16 protein-coding genes are annotated in these 20,920 nt (G+C 49.3%); 7 read left to right on the plus strand and 9 right to left on the minus strand.

Features of this window, described 5'->3' with window-relative positions; translation table 11 throughout:
• Window positions 1–60: 60 nt before the first annotated feature.
• Window positions 61–1,473 (minus strand): MocR-like pyridoxine biosynthesis transcription factor PdxR, encoded by a 1,413-nt coding sequence (pdxR, locus tag C8D85_RS07810; RefSeq protein ID WP_133561360.1) that lies wholly within the window; start codon window positions 1,471–1,473, stop codon window positions 61–63.
• A gap of 74 nt (window positions 1,474–1,547) precedes the next feature.
• Window positions 1,548–2,906, minus strand: coding sequence for an amidohydrolase family protein (locus tag C8D85_RS07815; RefSeq protein WP_133561362.1), 1,359 nt, complete (start codon window positions 2,904–2,906; stop codon window positions 1,548–1,550).
• Window positions 2,907–3,415: 509 nt separating this feature from the next.
• On the opposite strand from C8D85_RS07815, the gene C8D85_RS07820 reads away from it, so the two are divergent.
• On the plus strand, window positions 3,416–4,420 hold the full coding sequence (locus tag C8D85_RS07820) for an ABC transporter substrate-binding protein (protein ID WP_133561364.1): 1,005 nt from the start codon (window positions 3,416–3,418) through the stop codon (window positions 4,418–4,420).
• Window positions 4,421–4,474: 54 nt separating this feature from the next.
• On the opposite strand, the gene C8D85_RS07825 is transcribed toward C8D85_RS07820, so the two are convergent.
• Complete coding sequence (locus C8D85_RS07825) at window positions 4,475–5,392, minus strand: choline sulfate utilization transcriptional regulator (protein WP_133561366.1); 918 nt, start codon at window positions 5,390–5,392, stop codon at window positions 4,475–4,477.
• 136 nt (window positions 5,393–5,528) lie between these two features.
• Between C8D85_RS07825 and betC the strand changes: the two genes are divergently transcribed.
• The 3 genes from betC (at window position 5,529) to C8D85_RS07840 (ending at window position 8,920) form a co-directional block, all read left to right on the plus strand.
• A complete protein-coding gene (gene betC / locus C8D85_RS07830) occupies window positions 5,529–7,055 on the plus strand; it encodes a choline-sulfatase (RefSeq protein WP_133561368.1) in 1,527 nt (508 codons plus the stop codon).
• A gap of 102 nt (window positions 7,056–7,157) precedes the next feature.
• Window positions 7,158–8,096, plus strand: a complete 939-nt coding sequence (gene choX / locus C8D85_RS07835) for a choline ABC transporter substrate-binding protein (RefSeq protein ID WP_133561370.1) — start codon at window positions 7,158–7,160, stop codon at window positions 8,094–8,096.
• A 176-nt stretch (window positions 8,097–8,272) separates the two neighbouring features.
• The gene (locus C8D85_RS07840) at window positions 8,273–8,920 is read left to right on the plus strand and encodes a pyridoxamine 5'-phosphate oxidase family protein (RefSeq protein ID WP_133561372.1); all 648 of its coding nucleotides are present in this window, start codon (window positions 8,273–8,275) and stop codon (window positions 8,918–8,920) included.
• Window positions 8,921–9,037: 117 nt separating this feature from the next.
• Here C8D85_RS07840 and C8D85_RS07845 read toward each other — a convergent pair whose 3' ends face one another.
• Window positions 9,038–9,574, minus strand: a complete 537-nt coding sequence (locus C8D85_RS07845; RefSeq protein WP_133561374.1) for a DUF3237 family protein — start codon at window positions 9,572–9,574, stop codon at window positions 9,038–9,040.
• A 268-nt stretch (window positions 9,575–9,842) separates the two neighbouring features.
• Between C8D85_RS07845 and C8D85_RS07850 the strand changes: the two genes are divergently transcribed.
• On the plus strand, window positions 9,843–11,582 hold the full coding sequence (locus tag C8D85_RS07850) for a potassium/proton antiporter (protein ID WP_133561376.1): 1,740 nt from the start codon (window positions 9,843–9,845) through the stop codon (window positions 11,580–11,582).
• Between the two features lie 185 nt (window positions 11,583–11,767).
• Window positions 11,768–13,177, plus strand: coding sequence for an alanine/glycine:cation symporter family protein (locus C8D85_RS07855; protein WP_133561378.1), 1,410 nt, complete (start codon window positions 11,768–11,770; stop codon window positions 13,175–13,177).
• A gap of 161 nt (window positions 13,178–13,338) precedes the next feature.
• On the opposite strand, the gene C8D85_RS07860 is transcribed toward C8D85_RS07855, so the two are convergent.
• From C8D85_RS07860 to C8D85_RS07875, 4 genes are all read right to left on the minus strand, one after another.
• Complete coding sequence (locus C8D85_RS07860; protein WP_133561380.1) at window positions 13,339–13,995, minus strand: RusA family crossover junction endodeoxyribonuclease; 657 nt, start codon at window positions 13,993–13,995, stop codon at window positions 13,339–13,341.
• A gap of 360 nt (window positions 13,996–14,355) precedes the next feature.
• A complete protein-coding gene (locus C8D85_RS07865; RefSeq protein WP_133561382.1) occupies window positions 14,356–14,706 on the minus strand; it encodes a hypothetical protein in 351 nt (116 codons plus the stop codon).
• A gap of 101 nt (window positions 14,707–14,807) precedes the next feature.
• Window positions 14,808–15,803, minus strand: a complete 996-nt coding sequence (locus C8D85_RS07870; RefSeq protein ID WP_133561384.1) for an AraC family transcriptional regulator — start codon at window positions 15,801–15,803, stop codon at window positions 14,808–14,810.
• 2 nt (window positions 15,804–15,805) lie between these two features.
• Complete coding sequence (locus tag C8D85_RS07875) at window positions 15,806–16,765, minus strand: hypothetical protein (RefSeq protein ID WP_133561386.1); 960 nt, start codon at window positions 16,763–16,765, stop codon at window positions 15,806–15,808.
• Between the two features lie 306 nt (window positions 16,766–17,071).
• On the opposite strand from C8D85_RS07875, the gene C8D85_RS07880 reads away from it, so the two are divergent.
• Window positions 17,072–19,081, plus strand: a complete 2,010-nt coding sequence (locus C8D85_RS07880) for a phytase (RefSeq protein WP_133561388.1) — start codon at window positions 17,072–17,074, stop codon at window positions 19,079–19,081.
• A gap of 341 nt (window positions 19,082–19,422) precedes the next feature.
• On the opposite strand, the gene modF is transcribed toward C8D85_RS07880, so the two are convergent.
• Window positions 19,423–20,865 carry a molybdate ABC transporter ATP-binding protein ModF gene (gene modF, locus C8D85_RS07885; RefSeq protein ID WP_133561390.1) on the minus strand — a complete coding sequence of 481 codons (1,443 nt, stop codon included), beginning with the start codon at window positions 20,863–20,865 and terminating at the stop codon, window positions 19,423–19,425.
• Window positions 20,866–20,920: the final 55 nt, after the last annotated feature.

Raw genomic sequence — 20,920 nt, forward strand, 5'->3', positions numbered from 1 at the left:
CCCTCGCTAAGTGTGAGCAATGCGCTAATGATAATAACTATCATTTGTATTTATCTAGCACTAAAGCATTATTTTTTTCGCGTGCAGGGCAATTAAACGCACCCATTGATCCAGTTGCTCAGTGCTTGGACCGGTAAAGCCGAGCAACAAACCAGGTCTCGGCAATGGCTCAGGCAGGGAATGATAGTGCTGATGCAGCCATGATAAGGCGAGCCCCTGCTCAGCACAGGCCTGATCAAGCTGTCTCCATACTTGCTCGGGCTGGCGGATATGGCTTTTGAAATACGCGATAACATGCATGCCGCCACTTGGCTTATCCCATTCAAACCAAGGCTCCAAATGCTGAGACAACAAAGCTAATAGAGCATCCCTTTTTTCACGATAATGGCGTCTCATACGGTTTAAATGCCGATAGAAGCTGCCATTTGTCATAAAGTCTGCCACAACGGGCTGCATCGGCAGAGAAGCCGACACACCTAAGGCTTGTTGACTGGATAGCAGGCGATCGACTTGGGATAACGGCGCGATGATAAATCCCATGCGTAGCCCTCGAAACAACACCTTAGACAAGCTCCCAACGTAGAAAATACGCTCTTGGGCTGAGCCTCGATGTTGCGCTAACTGCATCAAAGGCACCGATGCACGACCTTGATACAAGAACTCGTTGTCGTAATCGTCTTCGATGATAAAACCCTGTCCGGCTTGCAATGCATCCAGCCATTGCTCTCGAACGGGTGAACTGTAACTGATGCCCAGAGGATATTGTCGGTTAGGGGTGAGCACTGCCGCCCAATCGGATACTTGAGTAGGAGGCAAAGCGCCATCGCTCTGAACCGCCAAAGGCTGCACCGCAACATTGGCCAAACTTGCATGCAGAGGAGGGTAGGTGGGTTCTTCTAAGAACCAATGTCGGCAACAGGACTGCAAGGCATGCGCTAGCAACGCCATGGCATCTCGGCTACCGGCAGTGATCACCACTTGCTCAGGTAAGCACGACAAGCCGCGTAGAGCGTACAAGTATGCCACGATCGCTTGGCGCAGTGCCGGCAAGCCCGCTCGGTAGCTGCCCATCAAGACATTGGGATCAGGGGACAACCAAGCACGGCGCATGCTGGCCGCCCACTCCTTACTCGGAAACTGACTGACATCCACCCCAGAATCAAAGCCGCCTTTGCGAGACGACTCAACCAATGTTGCAGCCGGTTCCGCACTGACCGAAATACGCTCCACAGGCGCAACAAAAATCCCACGTTTTGGCTCACTGCGCAGCACCCCTTCCGCAATCAACTGTTCATAGGTTTGAATCACCACACTGCGGGACACCCCTAAAGAACGGGCGAAAGTACGACTAGAAGGCAACTTATCCCCAACCGCCAAGCGGCCTTGCTCAATGGCTTCAAGCAGCTGCTGCTGTAATTGCTGATACCTTGGCGTCTCATTGGACTCCAAACTAAACGAAAGACTGGCGATCATGATCTGGTCTGGCTCAAGCTTACTTTAATAATAAATTATCAGCCTACCAGATCCTTCATCTATCGCCAGAGGTTTTAGCTATTTACAAGACTCTTCAGGCGCTGGACCACGTTCATGGCATCCTGTGTCAGTTGCTGCTCGTCCACACCTAGAACACGCCCACCTTGAACGACGGGCTTACCATTTACAAAACTCATATGAATCTCACTGGGCTCACCTGCCATTACAGGTGCCCATTCACTTTGGTGAATGCCAGCTAAACGAGGACTGTCCAAGCGATACAAGACAATATCAGCCCCATAGCCCAAGGCCAGTTTGCCCGTTTTAAACCCAAGGAGGTCAGCGCCATTTTCTGTAGCCCACCCCATGACACCTTCTGGACTGGTAGCATCTGCTCCATGCTGGGTGCGGTGTAGCAACCAAGCAAAGTTCATTTCTTGGAGCATGGAGCCACCTTCACTGGACGCTGAACCATCTACCCCTAGGGTAATTTTCATACCCGCTTTTGCCATGTCAATCACTGGGGCAATGCCACTGCCAAGGCGACTATTAGACGTAGGGCAATGGGCTATACGAGTCCCAGACCGAGCCAATTTATCAATGGCTGGACGATCTGCTTTCACCAGATGGGCAAACCAAACATCTTCCCCAAGCCAACCACAAGAATCGGCGTAATCCACAGCACTCATGCCATGTTGTGTTTGTGCTACTTGTTCGTCGTAGCTGACTTCTAACAGATGGGTGTGGCGTTTTAGCCCGTGAGCTTTGGCAAACTCCCCAAAGGCCAGCAAATCGTCTCTAGGAGAGGTGTGCACTAGGCTAGTAGGCGCCACCACCAAGCGTCGCATACTCAGGTCTGAACCATCATGGTAACGCTGGCGACTGGCTTCCATCCGACTGATGGCCAAATCTAAGGTTTCTGGCTGAATTCGATTGCCCTGCATACCTCGATGGCTGCCAGTGGTCGTAGTGGCCCCGCGACACAAGACAAAGCGAATTCCCAACTCTTCTGCTGCCTGCCAAACCGCATCCTCCAATTCAGGGGAAGTCCCCGCATGATACAAATAATGCTGGTCCGCACAGGTGGCGACACCAGAGCGCAGCAATTCATAAAAACCGACTTTAGCAGCTACATACATATCGTCTGGAGTGATTTTGGGCCAGTAGCGATAAGGCACTTGCGCCAACCATTCACCTAACGGAACCTGACGCCCCTCAGGAATGCCCTTTAGCACAGACTGAGCAAGATGATGATGGGTATTCACAAAACCTGGGTAAGCCACGCAATGACGGCCATCGATGGCGGTTTCTCCATCTTCTAAAGGTAAGTCTTCACCTATGGCGGTGATCACATCTCCTTGGATGCGAATACTGTTGGCCGAACCCGCAACGGTCGGCATAGCGTGTAAGTTCTGTATGAGATAGCGGCTCATGTCCTCTCCTGAGTTGGAAAGAGCAATGTCTTGATCGTCATAACGATGCTAACCGCTTCTACTCTTTTGCATAGGGTACAAAGTAAAGTGTCGCACACGAAGGCGACCCACTAGAATAAGAAGCAAATCTTATACCAGCATGAAACGTAAATTTCATGGCTTGCTATCACCAAAACGGTTAGACCACCTCTAATAATGTCCCGTTATAGTGCAACAAAACCTTAAAACGTCGTCGATCATGGAAGTAAAGTTGGCCTATCGCTTGCATTGTCATAACCAAGGCCTCCTACATAGGCCCATTGGAGATGAGTAGAAGCGGTCAGGTATTGATGATACCCGGGCATTGCTCACTCCCATTCGACGATGCCGAAGCGGCGTGTGGAATGGGAAGTGACAGCCGTTGTACTCGCTGTGTAACCCCGATCCTCTCGCCCTCATCCACACCGACTTCGTGACTTTGTCGTGTTCATTCCGCCTAGCGGATTAATCGATCATTTCGGAGTCTCACTATGTCCAAATTCCATCTTGTAAAACACACTATTGCCCGCACTCTTGCCTTGGCTGGTCTAACCTCTGTTAGCGCTTCTGCGTTTGCAGCGGATGCGGTTCGTTTCCAGCTTGATTGGCTACCTGGAGGGGATAAAGCACCGATTTATGTGGGGCTTGCAAAAGGTTTCTTTGATGAGCAAGGCCTAGACGTCAGCGTCGCCACTGGACGTGGATCAAACGACGCCATTACCAAGCTAGCCACCAACAACGCCGATATGGGCTTAAGTGATTTAGTGGCTCTATTGATGGCCAAAGCAGAAAACGAAGTGCCTGTTAGCGCCGTCTATTCAGTCTTCAGTGAAGCCCCTCACGCCTTCTTTGTGTTAGAGGATTCCGATATTGAGAACGTAAAAGACGTAGAGGGTAAGCGTATCGCCACATCTCCTTATACCTCTTCAAACGTGTTTTTACCTCTACTCCTTAACGTAAACGGCGTGCCGGAAGACAGCATCAAGTTAACCAAAGCCGATCCAGGTGCATTAAATGCCATGCTAATTCAAGGCAACACAGATGTGGTGATTTCTTGGGTGACGGATACGGTGAAATACGAGCACCAAGCTCAGGTTGCCGATAAATCCATCAAGGTAATGCCTTGGTACGATGCTGGTCTAGCCTTCTACGCGACATCCATCATTGGCTCTGATCGATTCTTGTCAGAACAACCAGATGTGGCAAAGCGCTTTGTTTCAGCCTACGCAAAAGCCATTGATTACACATGGTCGCACCCAGAAGAAAGTGGTGAGATTGTTCATGACATGGTACCAGAAGTGGATGCTGCGACCGCGACCGATACGATTAAATCCATCAAGGGGCTGGTATTTAACGCTGTGTCTGAGCGCGACGGAATGGGCGCCCTCACTCCAGAACGCCTTGCCACCACTTGGCAGTGGACAGCAAAAGCGCAGAACAAGCCGGTAGACAGTTTTGACCCTGAATCTGCAATCAACCGTAGCGTATTAAATTAGTCTAGCTTTTATTTGCCTCGTCAGCGGTGTTCATCCATCGCAATCCTGACGACTTTACCGCACCGGAAACGGTGCGGTTTTTTTGTGAAGCCATTCCTTAAAGATTTGCACAACCGAGTCATCTCCACGAGAAGGTGGGATCACCGAATAGTAGCCATTCGAAGACCGTGTACTAAAAGCAGGGAAGGCGATTAAAAGTTCTTTATCTAGCATATCGTCAACTAGATTCCCCCAGCCCAATGCGACACCTTGTCCAGCAATGGCGGCCTGCAACAGCAAAGTATAATTGTCGAATTCCATGACGGTTTGTAAAGGTGAGAGAATATCGTTGTGAAGCTCAAACAAGCGCTCCCAGACCATCCATTTTTCATCCGACTCTGCATGCAGTTTCAGTAAAGGAGCGTTGCTGATGTCTGCCAGTTGTTGAAAAGGACCGTACTCTTCCAGGAGTTTTGGGCTACATACTGGAAAGACTTCTTCTTCGAACAGTTTTTCCGATACAAAGCCTTTGTGAATGCCATCACTAAAGACAATGGCGAGGTCGATGTCTTGCAGTCCCACGTCCACGTTGTTTTGTGCGGTGTGCAGGCGAATCTCTATTTCTGGGTGCTGTTTGCGAAACTCAGGTAAGCGTGGCATCAACCAATAGGCGGCAAAAGCAAAGTCCGTCGCGACATTAATGCGCGGCGTTTTGGTTTTTTTACGAATAAATCGCAAGGTTTTTTGCAGCTCGCTCAAACTCGCTTGTGTCGTTTTTAGTAGCAGGTGCCCATCGTCCGTAAGCTCCACGCCACGATAGACGCGACGAAACAGCTGCGTATTTAAAAACGCCTCTAAGGCTTTGATTTGCTGACTTATAGCCGGCTGAGTAGTGCCCAATTCTCGCGCTGCAGCAGTGAAACTTAGGTGTCGTGCAGAGGACTCAAACACAACCAGCATTTGTAAAGGCGGCATGTCGTTTTCAGTTAGCATAAGTTCAGCTTATCCCATTCATAACTTTTCAGTCAGTTTACAAGCCTTTTTATAAGGTTCAACCTAGTTATAACTGGTTTACACGCTGCGCAGTAACATTATTTCAACTTATTTTTTGAGCCGTATGGAGTGTTGCATGACAACCCGCAAAGCGCCCAATATTCTATTTATCATGGCCGACCAAATGGCCGCATCGGCGTTGCCTTTCTACGGGGGTAAAACCGCCAAAGTTCCGCACCTCGAGGCGTTAGCTGCCGAAGGGGTCGTGTTTGATTCGGCTTACTGCAATAGCCCTCTGTGTGCGCCTTCTCGTTATGTCCTAATGACGGGGCAGTTGCCAACCCGCATTGGGGCTTGGGACAATGCCGCTGACTTCCCCGCCGACATCCCAACGTTCGCCCATTATCTGCGCGCTGGCGGTTATCAAACTGCGTTATCGGGCAAGATGCATTTCTGTGGGCCTGATCAGTTGCATGGTTTTGAAAAGCGCCTCACCACTGATATTTACCCAGCCGATTACGGTTGGTTCCCAAATTGGGACGATCCCGACACACGCCCAACTTGGTACCACAACATGTCTTCGGTGCTACAGGCTGGCACGTGTGTGCGCAGCAACCAGTTGGATTTTGATGACGAGGTGGTCTTTCATGCTGAGCGCTACCTTTACGATTATGCCCGTGGCAAACAAGACCGTCCTTTCTGTTTAACGGTATCCATGACGCATCCCCATGACCCTTATGCGATTACTCAAGAGTACTGGGATCGTTACGATCATGACGCAATTGACTTACCCCAAGTGAATATCCCAGAGTCAGAGCAGGACCCACATTCGCGCCGTCTACAAGATGTTTATGCTTACTATGATCAAGACATCACAGAAGAAGACATACGCAATGCGCGCCATGCTTACTACGGCGCTTGTAGCTACGTTGACGATCAAATCGGCAAGCTTTTAAAAGCACTAAAAGAAAGCGGTTTAGAGGACGACACCATCATTGTGTTCTCAGGCGACCATGGCGATATGCTGGGTGAGCGTAACCTTTGGTACAAGATGTCCTACTTCGAAGGCTCTGCACGCGTCCCCATGATTGTCCATGCACCGCAACGCTTCCAACCAAAACGAGTCAAAGCATCCGTTTCGACCATGGATTTGCTGCCTACATTTGTCGATTGGGCAACTGATGGCCAAGGGATGGAATACGCCATGCCCATCGACGGCCGCTCACTGGTGCCTCATGTGACAGGACAAGAGGGCGGTCATGACGAGGTCATCGGAGAGTATTGTGGCGAAGGCACCCTCGCACCATTGTTTATGATCCGTCGCGGCGCTTACAAGTTCGTACACTGTGCCATCGACCCAGACCAGCTCTACGATCTTGAGCGCGATCCATTAGAGTTAAATAACTTGGCGAATGATCCTGCCCATGCGACACGCTTGGCAGAGTTTCGACAAGAGGCGGCGGAGCGCTGGGACAGCGACGCGATTTCCCAAGCAGTGCTTATAAGCCAACGTCGCCGTCGGTTGATTGTTAAAGCCTTTGGCGAGGGAGAGAACATCGCTTGGGACCACCAACCTATTTTCCAAGCCAGTGAAATGTACATGCGTAATCACATTGATCTGGACGACTTGGAGGCGAAATCTCGTTTTCCACGGGTTTCGTAAGCAGTAGGAACCGGTTTTACAGCCTATGCATTGGATTGTTAGCCTAGTGCTAACCATCCAATACCAGACAAATATAGACGACATACACAGAGGAACCGATTGATGAACCTTTCAAAACTGAATAAAACATTGCTGGCGACACTGGTCACAGCAGCGGCCAGCACCACCTACGCCGCGGTCCCTGAGCAATGCCAAACAGTCACCATGACCGATCCAGGTTGGACCGACATTGGTGCAACGAATGGCCTCGCCACCACGGTTCTTGAAGCCCTTGGCTACGAAACCGACATTAAGCTGTTGGCGGTGCCGATTGGTTTTGAAAGCATCAAAAACGGTGAAATCGATGTGTTTCTAGGCAACTGGATGCCTGCGCAAACCGCTTTTATTGATAAATATAAAAGCGACTTAGACGTCATCCGTACCAACTTAACTGGCGTGAAGTTCACATTAGCGGTTCCAAAATATGTCGCCGACCAAGGCGTTAAGGACTTTGCTGACTTGGCAAAACACAGCAAAGAGTTTGGTGAGCGTATTTACGGCATCGGCGCAGGTTCTCCGGCCAACCAAAACCTAATGGGCATGATCGAGAAAGACGATTTCGATCTAGGCGAATGGCGTGTGGTGGAGTCTGGTGAACAAGCCATGCTGGCTCAGGTCGCCCGTGCGGTGAAGCGCGATAAGTTCATCGTCTTCCTTGCTTGGGAACCACACCCAATGAACGTAAACTTTGATCTACAGTACCTATCCGGCGGCGATGACTACTTTGGCCCTAACTACGGTGGAGCCACGATTCACACCGTTACACGTAAAGGCTACAGCCAAGAATGCGGTAATGTCGGTAAGTTGCTGCAAAATATGGAATTTTCATTGGACATGGAAAACACCGTTATCTCTATGACAGATGAAGGTATGTCTGCCAACGAAGCCGCGAGCACATGGCTGAAGAAAAACCCTGCCGTGCTGGATAAGTGGCTGGATGGTGTGACAACGACTTCAGGTCAATCGGGCCTAGACGCGGTCAAAAGCTCGTTGGGCTTGTAAGCGCTTAAAGCCAAACCTCTCCTGTGGACGTCTGCTTGCACTTGTGTGAGTAGGCGTTTTTTATGGGTGGGCCTTCAATCTGGACTGCAATAAAAATACAAATCTGGCTATTTTTGACAACACCAAATAGGCGTAATCTAAAATCATCCATGAGCCAGTAGAAGTTAGGAAGCCAGATGTCAGACTCATTACAAACACCAACCAGTACCGTAAAGCGTGGGGCAGGCCGCGCCCAATACGATCAAGCCAGCGTTTATAAAATCATTGATGACACTTTAATGTGTCACATTGGTCAGCAAGCAAATGGCCAAGTCTTTGTCACACCCACATGCCACTGGCGTGAAGGGGAATACCTCTACTGGCATGCCCACAGCAAAGCCCGTAATACCCACGGCGCAGTCAAAGAAGGGCAAAAGGTTTGTATCAATATCTGTGAGCTAGACGGTCTGGTGTTGGCGCGCTCAGCATTTCACCACTCGGTTAACTACCGTTCGGTAACCCTGTTCGGCGTACCGGAGCCGATTGAAGATTACGATGTCAAAATGCATCACTTCAAACTGTTTCTCGATAAAGTCTCACCGGGACGTTGGGACAGCTTGCGCCCTGTAAAAGACATTGAAGTGAAAGCCACTGGCTTGGTACGTATCAAGATCGAAGAAGCCAGTGTCAAAATGCGCGCAGAAGGCGCGATTGATGACGACGAAGATTTTGATTGGCCAGTTTGGGCCGGTGTATTGCCACTAGAAAAGCAATGGCAAGCACCGCAGCAAAACGCCGACCAAAGCAAAGAATATCCGTTGCCCACAGCACCAAACGCGAAGTAATCGATTTCGATACGCAAGCCGCCAGCGCCTCAGTTGAATGATAAATGTCCTCCCCGACATGGCGGCTTGCGCTTCGATCTTAGTGGCTAGTTGGGCCTCGCCCATCTCACCGCAAGTTTATAATAGCTCCCATACCCGAATGATCACGGCAGGGTCTTCCTCAAAGTTTGAGGCGCGATCTAACGTGCCCAGAAATACGGAACGATTCATCCACTCATAAGGACTTCCTAACGGCGCATCGAATGTCAGCACACTGCGAGCATAACGGTTTTTCGGATTGTCTTCGGTTGGGCGGTAATCGATAGTGACCTTATTATTAATCAGAATCGTGAAACCATCGTCTGTTAACAGTGCGTATCGAGCATCAAGATCTTTGCCGCCATCAGGTCGACCTAACTGCCAGTCACCACCGCCAGGAATAATCTTACCTTTAATATTCGGACCCTCGACTTCGCCACCTGTGATCCAAATAATACCCCGCTCGCCATACTTACTCTGACCTACGGTCACTCGCTGTGTATCGATTGTGACGCGAGATTCATAAACAAATTTGGTATCAAAACGATCATCTCGATTTGGGTCCATCTCAGCACTTGTTGCATTGAAGCAGGCCGACACCAGACAAATTCCCAATAGAACGTTGCGCTTAAACATATGCTTTCCTCTGTTATTTTTATTCTGATCCTATGAATGTCTCTTCGTTAGCTAGAGACATTCCAAAATGTAGGGCAACAATGGTGGTCATTAAAATAATTTATCCGCCCAACACAATTTGTTTTTGATATAAACAGTTAAGCTTTAAACATTATGCAATTGCGGAAATCCAGCAGAAGCCTAGGCCTTGCTGTAGCTCGATCTGATGGCATTTCATACACTGGAATATTGAAGCACCTGACCAGCCACCTCTAATGTAGATCGCCTTATGACGATAGAAATCTCAAGCCAATATATTTTCCTTGCTGGGTTACTCGCATTACTGAGTATCCTTGCCAGTGTTTTCTCTAGCCGCCTTGGCACCCCTTTGCTGTTGGTATTTCTATTAGTCGGCATGCTCGCCGGTGAAGATGGTATTGGCGGGATTCATTTTGATAACTCAGGGTTGGCGTTCTTATTTGGTAACTTGGCTTTGGCGACCATATTGCTAGATGGCGGCTTGGGGACACGAAAAGAGTCCTTTGCCATCAGTCTACGGCCAGCCTTCTTACTGGCCACATTAGGCGTGCTGGTGACCGCGGGGATCACCGCGGGCGCAGTGTATTGGTGGTTGGATTTATCGTGGCAGGAGAGTCTGCTTTTAGGCGCTATCATTGGCTCAACGGATGCCGCAGCCGTCTTTGGCTTGATTCGGAATGCAGGACTGCGTATCAAAGAGCGAACCGGTGCCACACTGGAGGTCGAATCCGGTGCCAACGACCCGATGGCGATCTTCTTAACCATCACCATGGTACAATTGATCGGCCAACCGGAAGGAGGGCTAGGTTGGTCTCTATTAACCGAATTGATTCAACAAATGGGTCTTGGACTAGCAATGGGCGTCGCGGGCGGCTACCTATTGAAGAAGCTGTTACCTAAACTACAACTTGCCAGCTCCTTGTATCCTCTTTTGGTCACCAGTGCTGGTTTAAGTATTTTCGGCATCACCAACGTCTGGGGCGGCAGTGGCTTCCTCGCCATCTACATCGTTGGCGTCACCTTGGGCAATGCCCACAATATGCCTTACAAGCGCGATATCCACCGCTTTCATGATGGTATGGCTTGGCTGAGCCAAATCAGCATGTTCTTAATGCTGGGCTTGTTGGTCACTCCAAGCCAAATTTGGCCGGTTATCTTGCCAGCGCTGGCCATTGGCGCGGTGCTGATTTTCGTTGCCCGTCCGATTGCCGTGATCTTGTCGCTGTTGCCGTTCCACTTTCCTTGGCGTGAACAAGCCTTTATCAGCTGGTGTGGCCTAAGGGGAGCGGTGCCGATTATCTTGGCCATGTACCCATCACTTTCCGGTGTGGAACAAGTACCGATTTACTTCAATCTTGTGTTTGTCGTTGTGATTATGTCCTTGGTGCTACAAGGGTGGAGTATTCCCGCCATGGCCCGTTGGCTCAAAGTGGAGCTGCCCGATAAAGAAGCCACGCCGAATGCCTTTAGCATTAACTTTGACGACTTCCACAACCGTCACATCCTGATTTATGAAGTACCAGAGGACAGTGAGTTTATTGGTTGTTCCGCAGAATCCCTACCTTCAACGACTTACTCACGCCCAATGGGCGTGATGCGTGGCGGACAATTGCTCGAAGACTTTGATGAATCGCTGCGTGCGACGGACAAAGCCGCCTTTTTCTCCCAAGTAGAAAGCGACGCCGAGCTGAACAAATACTTCACACCAGGCCAACATCAACAGCACACGTCGATGAGCCAGTTTTATGGGGACTTTGTGGTCAACAGCGACGCCAAAATGCGTGATTTGGCGTACTTGTATTTCTTCACCGTAGAAGACGCTTATCTAGACTGTAGCGTTCGTGATGTCTTTATCGACAAGTTCCATGGCCGAGTCGTGGTCGGGGACCGTTGCCGTTTCGGAGAGATAGAACTGACCGTGCGAGAAGTTCAGTCAGGTGAGATTACCCAGTTTGGTTTGAAAATACTTAGATCAAAAAATGCACCATAAAGTCGCTCTTGCTATTAAAATGCACCATTAGTGCGCATTTATTACCCATTTTGCCTTGCCAAATTTATGCAAACCGCTAGTCTTGCTCCCTTTTTAGAGGAGACGCATCAAAAATGCGCCTCTTCTGGGGGCTCTACCCGAGCCCTTACCCCTCGCAAATAATCACAACATACTGGGAGTGCCGTATGGCAACTTTAATTGATTCCCTCAATACGCTGTTTTGGGGCTATATTCTGATTTATGGTCTGTTGGCCGTTGGCGTGTACTTCACCCTGCGTTTAGGATTTATCCAAATCCGCCACTTTCCTGAATTTGTCCGCACCGTATTCAAAGCCCCACAAAGCGACCGTGGCGGCATTTCCCCCTTCCAAGCCTTATGTACCAGCCTAGCCTCCCGCGTCGGCACAGGTAACATGGCAGGTGTTGCCGTTGCGCTGGCATTAGGCGGCGCAGGTGCCATCTTCTGGATGTGGGTCGTTGCTTTGATCGGTATGGCAACCGCTTACGCAGAAAGCACTTTGGCACAGCTTTACAAAGTACGTGACCAAAACGGCCAGCTACGCGGTGGTCCGGCGTTCTACATCAGCAAAGGTTTAAAAGCACCATGGGCGGGTGCTATCTTCTCCTTGGCGCTGATCCTTGCCTTCGGTCTAGTGTTCAATGCGGTACAAGCCAACTCGATTGCCGGAGCAATGGAAGGCGCATTTGGTGTGCCTAAATTGACCTCAGGTCTTGTGATTATGGTACTGGCCGCGATTGTTATCTTTGGCGGCATCAAGAAAATCGCACGCTTCGCTGAGATCGTCGTGCCATTTATGGCAATTGCTTACTTAGCGTTGGCGCTGTACATCATCGCGGTGAACTTCGAGCAAGTTCCAGCCATGTTTGCGCTGATTTTCAAGAGCGCCTTTGGTATTGAACAAGCTGCTGGCGGTATCGCCGGTGCATTGCTAAACGGTGTTAAGCGAGGTCTATTCTCGAACGAAGCCGGTATGGGTTCTGCACCAAACATCGCAGCAGTAGCAACGCCTAACCCACACCACCCAGCGTCTCAGGGCATGGTGCAATCACTCGGTGTATTCATCGATACATTGCTCATCTGTACCGCAACTGCCTTGATGATCTTGCTGTCCGGCGTGCTAGGCAACGGCGAGTCAGGCATAGTCCTAACGCAAACCGCGATGTCGCACCACGTCGGCAGCTTTGGCCATTACTTTGTTGCCATCGCAATCTTCTTCTTCGCCTTCACCTCGATCATTGGTAACTACAGCTACGCGGAAAACGCTCTGACGTACCTGAAGTGGGCAAGCAAACCAGGTATCTTCATCTTGCGTGTCCTAGCGCTAGCGATGATCCCTTGGGGCGCGTACGAAAGCGTAGCAATGGTCTTCAACGCAGCCGATGCAGCGATGGGCCTCATGGCAACCATCAACTTAATCGCCATCGTACTGCTGTCTGGTTTGGTCGTGAAACTGACCAAAGACTACTTCGCTCAGAACAAGACTCGTACACCGATCTTTAACTCAGACGACTACCCTGAAGTACAGAAAGACATCGACCTAAGTGTTTGGGACGAAAAGCCTAAACAGGATTGATCGCGTTTAAGGTCTGTTGAGAATTGGATCTGTTGATAAAGCCTGCCTCGTGCAGGCTTTGTTTTGGGGGGAGGAGCGTCTAATGCCCCGCTAAACGGCGAGCGTTAGCGAGCACAGTGGAGGCCACGATTTTTTTGGCCGGAACGAATTTGAGCGGCTTGTTATGAATTATTTATCTCCGCTAGGCGGTCAGTTGCACTAGTTATTTTGAAGCCCGCTAGCCTCCCCTTATGAAATACTCGCTGTATAGGCATGACTAATTTTGCTTGGTAGTACTCTATGCCAGCTTCTAAAGCTTGATTTTTAAATTCAATGCCAGATCTATAACGTTCTATAAAAATTTTTTGATGCTCAGGCTTCATGTTGTTCCATATAGGAAGACATAAATTTCCTTCAAAAGAAAGGAACTCCAAGCCTTCTTTCGGAAGCCACTCATCACTTACATATTTAATCGTCACAATTAGCTTTTCATCTGGGTCATGATAGATATCAGTCCAATAGCACTCAATAGATTGAACCTGATTATCATCAACTAAGACTCCATCTGGGCCAGATATAGAATCTAGAAGTGGCTTGATGATGTTGTCAACATCATATGCGCTTGCATGCTCATATCTGTGCTGCTCCGTTACTCGCCACTCTATGAGTAATTTAACATCTCCTGACAATAAGAATCCCGCACCTTTTACTATTGACGACACAAAATCTTTAAACTCATTTTTCTTTTCTGATTTTGATTGGAGGGATACTGGAGATCTGTTGATTTCAAAAACAATTTCTCCATATTCAGGAGGTTCTTTACCTAGATGATCATTCATAGTTGATTTGATTCATAACGTTTTATTAATGCGCATGCGCGTTTATCCAATAAACCGTGTGTGCGCGTTATTCTGCACTTGGATATCGATCATAAAGCCATAAGCTATTGATGAAATTAAATTTATTATACAAAATATGTATAAATACGCATGCTCATTTTGATAGAAAGCCGCGTCTGTCAGGGGGAGGAAAAAGAAAGGTGTTCTCCAGTCATCCGTGACAGTGTTGGTTAGAGGTTAAGCTATTTCTTATACCGTTGCCAATGTTCTGAGATCAAAGTCTTAGCGGCTTTTAACCTAGGCTGCGGACCAGCTCCCCGATACAATCGGGTCGTACAAAAACCGATATTACGACCTTCATCAGAGGTTCCATGCATTTGATTCGCGTGCTTTTTTAAATAGTTGAATTGCATGAAAGCTCCAGCCCGAAGCAATCAGGCGAAGCTCTTTGCAGCAGAGGATGCAAGGTTGTTCCCGCGCGCAGCGCAGTCCTACAAGAGATTCCATGCGTTTGATTCGCGCTGACGTTTCGAGCTGAGGGACGAAGCGAAGAAGTTGTGCAAGCGAATTGAATGCTTGGAAGCTCAGGCCAACAGCAATCAGGCGAAGCGCGTTGCGGCAGAGGATGCGAGGTTGTTCCCGCGCACAGCGCGGTCCTACAAGAGATTCTATGCGTTTGATTCGCGTGCTTTCTAAATATTTGAATTGCATGGAAGCTCCAACCCGCAGCAATCAGGCGAAGCGCATTGCCGCGAAGGATGCTAGGTTGTTCCCGCGCACAGCGCAGTCCTACAAGAGCTGAAGCCTAGGGGTTAGGAAGCTAGGATCCAGCGTTTCATGGCGCGGCGGAAGTTGCTGGTGTCGTAGAAGTTAAGCGATTCGGCGACTCTTTCGGTGGAGTAGCCGAGTTTGTGGCTGTAGTGGTAGCTCATTAAGCTGCGCGCTTGGTCCATTTGCTTTTGATAGCTGGTGCCGTGGGCTTTGAGTTTGCGTTTGAGGGTCGCGGGGCTGATGGCCATTTCTTCTGCCAAGGTTTCTAACGATGGCATCTCACGTATCTCTTGCAGTAAACGTTGCTGTATAAAACCCAAAAAGCTCAGCGGTAGTTGGGCGACTTGCTGTTCACTGACGTGAAAGAGGCTGCTCGATGCTTGTTTCAACGGCTCATGCAGTAATGTGTTGGGTAAGGTCAGTACAAAGCGCTCACAGTTTGTCTTTATAGGGCTGGCGGCCCATCGGCTTTGGCATTCAGATAGGGTATTGGTAGGTAGGCTTTTCAGTTCAAATGCCCACTCAGCTGCATGCAGGTCAACGCCTAACCAGAGCAATATAGAGCGCAGGGCTTCCATCTCCATCAGTACCGCTAAGGTAAATTCCTCTGGGTCAAGATGAGCCCCCGCATCGCTCCAATACAGAGATAAATAGCCTTCGTGCTTGAGTGCGGTCACATGCAGTAGAGGCGACCAAAGGCTTTGTGCTTTCAGTAGATAATCCAATGCCTGCGCCACGTTTGCAGCATGCATAACGCCTAAACCAAAGTGTTGCAGGCTGATGGGCAACAGCTGCTGGCCGATGACCAAGGGTAAGTCTGGGCGGGATAATAGAAAGCTGGCGTTGCGAAACAACTGCGCCAGCTGTTTCGCTGATAATAGCGTTCTCGGATTTTGTAGGTCCGTAGCGAACAGTTTGGTTTTACTTAGCAACACGTCCATCGGTATCGCGCGCTGAAGCGCCACGTCGCCCATTTGCAGGACACCTGCTTGCAGAGCGACGGTCGCCTCATGGGATTCACACCAAGACTTGGCCATCTCTACACCACATGAACATTCGCGATCGATTGGCTGTTTACGATTCCATCAGCCGTCGAAGCAAGGTCAGCTTGCACTTGCTGTATGTTATTGCGTAGCTCTGAATCGGATAAGGCGTTTTCCAATATTAAGGTACGTGACTTCACTTCTAACAATGTCGCCTGCTTGTGGCCTTTGCCGCGAAAACGCATGGAGCGCAGCAACAACACCACATCATTAATCTGTTCTTGAGAAACCGGAGCCGCCGATAACAGGGCGTAGCCTTCCCCCGTCAGTTGAAAGACTTGGCTGGCATCAGGGCTGTTCCAAAGCAGCATTTCAGCGATTAAAAAGCGCAATTTGCTTTGATCTTGCAGCGTTAATGGTAGTTGGCTGCGTACTTCGGGGGCGACACGCAGCACCACCAAGGTAGGCTGATGTGCAGGGGCGTCTTGCACTGCTTTGGCTAACGCTGACCATTGTGGCAATAGGCTATCTTCGTGTAGCGCCAAGTCGTTTTGCAGCACGCCCGAACGTTTATTTAAGTACTTCTTAAGCTGGCGCTGTTCGCGATACCAAAGGATCAATCCGATTACCAACGACACTAAACCCACGGGAGCTGACTCGATCCATTTATCCCAAGAGACAGCGTCTGGCAGCACATAGATTTCATCCAGCATGTCTTGGAAGCTGGAAGCGCACAGACACAAGAAGCCAAATGCCATCCAATTGGTGATAAATCCCGGCTCACGGGTCGCCAGTACAATCAGCATCCACATCACCATAAACAGCGCTAAGCCGCCTTCGCCGATGATGTCCAACCATACCCAATCAACGGTAGGGATCACTGCGCCTGCGGTTTTATTCAAAAGGATGATAACCGCCATGCTCAATGGTAGGCCGATCAACCACGGCCAATGGGGTACCAGCATTTTGGCAAAAACATAAGTGTGCAGCAGTGTGTAGCGAACGCGACGAATCATTTAGCTCTCCTCAAGACAGCAATGTTTCTACGCGCATCATGTGACACTTATATGACAGGCAAAGTCCGATCAGCTCACATAAGAGCTGAATTTTCTTCAAAAAGAGCTAAACAGACGATAAAAGTGACGATAAAAACCAGTTAAAAAGGGATAAATGGCCGCTAAAAAGCTCAAAAATCTGTAAAACCCATCAAATCAACCTCGTTCCGAGAGCGTCAAAAAAATCTGTCACAAATCTGCCACACAACCTTTTTACAGTGCCCCTAATTCTTATGACCAACCCTTATTTCATGATTAGGAGCCTTTATGCCTCGTTTCCAACACACTCTGATTGCCACCGCTTTATTGGCAGCCAGTAGCAGCTACGCAGCGACCACATCCACTAGCTATGAAGACATTGCCGACAGCGCGGTATGGCAATCCGCAGACGGTCAGCAGTCTTTATTGATTAGCACCCTAGAAGGCAATGGCATCGCGGTGTATAACGCCTCAGGCAAAGAAATTCAGCATATTGAGGGTATCGAAGCATTGGGCGCAGACGTGCGTTATGGCTTGCGTTCAGAAGACGGTAAGAAAGCCGACATCGCAGCCGTTGGCCTACCTGATGAAGACGCCATCGCGTTCTACCAGATCAACAGCAAAGCGAATGCTCCGCTAACAGAGGTAGGGCGCTTGCCTCTAGAGATCACGCCAGAAGGCGTCTGTTTGGGTAAAAATGCCACATCGGGCAACATGTTTGTCGCTAGTTACGACGATGCAGGCAACCTGGTGCAATATAAGCTCAAGTACGATGGCTCAAAGGTCAGCAGTGCGATCCAACATAACGGCAAACCAACGTTTGTCCGCGCCATGAATGTGGGCGGTGAGTTAAGTGGTTGTGCTATGGATGACGAAACCAATACCTTATACGTGGCAGAGCAAAACGTTGGTGTCTGGGGGTACGGTGCTGATCCTGAGAACGTCAAAGACCGCGCGCTACTGGATGTGGTTGAGCCACTTGGTCATTTAGAAGAGATTGAAAACCTAGACATCGTTTATCAAGCACATGGCAAAGGTGCCATTGTCATCGCCGATGAAGGCCAAGGCTTTGTGCTATACGATCGTGTTAGCCATAAATTTCTTGGTAAGTTTGATGTCGCAGGTGTTGAAGAAGCCAAGCTGGTCAGCGCGTCCACTCAGCAGCTTTGGATTGGTAACACCGAGCTAGACGAGCCCGTTTACCAAACCCTTTCTTGGGACGAGCTTGAAAAGCTTTCGGGCTATAAAGCAGAAAACACCTTGTCTCCACGGGAGCTTGAAATCAAAGGCGTGGAATTGGTGCGTGCTCACGGTGAAACCAAAGCCGTCGATAACCATGGCGATGCGGCGGACGACCCAGCCCTTTGGTATAACGCCAAATCCCCCAAAGACAGTCTGATCATCGCCACCAACAAAAAGGGCGGCTTGATGGCTTATGACCTACAAGGTAACGAGATCCAATATCTAGAAGGCGGCAAGCCCAACAACGTCGATATTCGCCAAGATGTGATCGATGCAGAAGGTAATCCGATCGCGCTAGCAGCGGCGTCAAACCGTAAGAAGAACACAATCACACTGTACACCATCGATGGTTCTGCTACGCCGATCAAACCACTGCCTGCCACTCAAGGCACAGTGCACCCAGAGGCACCAGAGCTACTGTCCAGCGTCGATGAAGTCTACGGCCTGTGTATGTCACGTGGCGAAGACGGAACACCCTATGTATTCGTGAACGGCAAAGATGGCCAGATCAAACAATGGCGCATTAGCGTGAAAAATGACGAAGCTCAAGGCACCGTTGTGCGCACCCTAAACGTACCGTCACAGCCAGAAGGCTGTGTGGTGGATGACCGAACTCAGACTCTATATGTAGGTGAAGAAGACCACGCGATCTGGGCGTTCGATGCCCGTGAGAATGGCAGCACAGAAGGTCAAATCTTTGCCGAAGTGGATGGTAAACACCTAATCGACGACATCGAAGGCTTAACCCTTTACCAAACCAAAAAGCAAAACCTGCTGATCGCCTCAAGCCAAGGTAACAACACCTATGCGGTGTTTGATTTAAATGATCAAGGCAAATTCGTAAAAAGCTTCGCCATCATCGGCGATGACGAACGCGGCACAGACGGCGCTACCGACACCGACGGCATCCACGCCGTTTCACAAAGCTTAGGTGACGAGTTCCCGAACGGCCTGTTCTTAGCACAGGATTGGTACAACATTGATAGCCAATACAAAGCCGAGAACCAAAACTTCAAAATCGTCGACTGGCGCGACATTCAAGCGGTTTTGAAATAAGCCTGATTTAGATGATAAAAAGCCGCTAATTCGAGGGAATTAGCGGCTTTTTTGTTCCCGCGCACAGCGCAGTCCTACAAGGCTGGTTTCTCCCCGATGCAATAGGGTCGTACAAAAAATATCGCGACCTTCATTAGAGGTTTCATGCGTTTAATTCGCGCTGACGTTTCGAGCTGAGGGACGAAGCGAAGAAGTTGCGCAAGCGAATTGAATGCTTGAAAACTCCAGCCAGCAGCAATCAGGCGAATCTTATTACTGCGGAGGGTGCGAGGTTGTTCCCGCGCGCAGCGCAGTCCTACAAAACGGCTCTATCCCTGATAGAATCGGGGCATACATGTGTTTTAAGCGTTTTTCTCCAGTGCTAGGTAGTGTTCGATGCCTGCGATTTGGTCTTCGGCGTGGTGGTTTACGTACAGTACGGTGGTTTCTTTACCGGCACAGATCTTTTCAATCAACGCTAAGACTAGCTGTCGGTTCATGTCGTCCAAGCCTAAGCACGGCTCGTCTAGGATCAATAGCGGCGGGTGTTTGACCATGGCACGGGCAATTAATAACAAACGTTGATCGCCGTAGGAAAGCTTGTTAAACGGTTGATCGGCACGATCACTCATACCTAATAACGCCAACCATTCATCAGCAATCTTTTTCTGGTTATCAGTCGATTTGGTGTACATGCCGATGCTGTCGTAGAAGCCAGAAATGATGACGTTTTTACAGCTGACGCTGACGCGGTATTCCCATTGCAATGCGGTCGAGACATAGCCAATAAATTGCTTAATCTGCCAGATGCTTTCGCCATTACCACGCTGGAAACCAAACACGAAAATATCGTTCACATAACACTGTGGGTGATCGCCGGTAATCAACGACAAGACACCTGTTTTACCACTGCCATTCGGGCCGCTCAGCTGCCAATGTTTACCTGATTCAATGGTCCAGTTGAGCTTATCTACGATTACCGTATCGCCGTATTTGATCGTCGCATCGGTAAGTTTTACCAATGGCTGCTGTGGGTCTAAAGCAGGCAGTTTGCTGGCAGGATCGGTCTCAGGAACTTGTAGATCCGTGGTTTTCAGGTGCAATAGTTGGTATAGCTCAGCAAACGCTGATTCGTCGTTACGATCCACTTTAAACGCTAGTGTGCCGCCGTCATGACCGTCTTTTTCCAAGTAAGCCACATGGGTGATAAAGCTTGGCATTTCATCAAAGCGATTCAATACCATCACCATGGGTGTAGTATCGATGATCGATGCTAAGTGCTGTTGCAGCATCGCTAGAGTATCCGCGTCTAAGCCATCAAATGGCTCATCTAGGATCAATAAATCCGGCTTGCTCGACAATGCTCGGATCAGCATGACCTTGCGGGTCTCGCCCGTCGACAGTTTGCGAAACGCTCGATCCAGCAAATGGCTTAGGCCAAACTTTTCCACCAACTCTGCGGCCAGTTCTGGGTCCGCACAGTTTTCAAAGATCATTTCTTGCACCGGCGTACCGATGGCAATGACATCCATGATGTCGGCGTCGTCTTTTTTCAGTTCTTTCGCAATTAACTCTGCTTGCGCTTCAAACGAGACTAACCCTACACGGCTTGGTAGGCCCGATAACTGACCTGATTCGATTTCACCCACACCTGCAAGCACCGCTGCGAGAGCTGACTTACCCGACCCATTCGTACCTGTAATCACCCAATGCTGGCTTGGCTCAATCGTCCAATCAATGTTGTTCAGATGAAAGCGTTCATCAAAGTTTACGCTGAGGTTTTCAAGGCAAATACGAAAGTCCATGAGTGATTCCTTACCAATGTCGAACTAATTGCAAAAGAGAAAGCGACAAAAAAGC

Origin of the sequence: Marinomonas communis, assembly GCF_004363305.1 — a bacterium.
GTDB lineage: Bacteria > Pseudomonadota > Gammaproteobacteria > Pseudomonadales > Marinomonadaceae > Marinomonas > Marinomonas communis.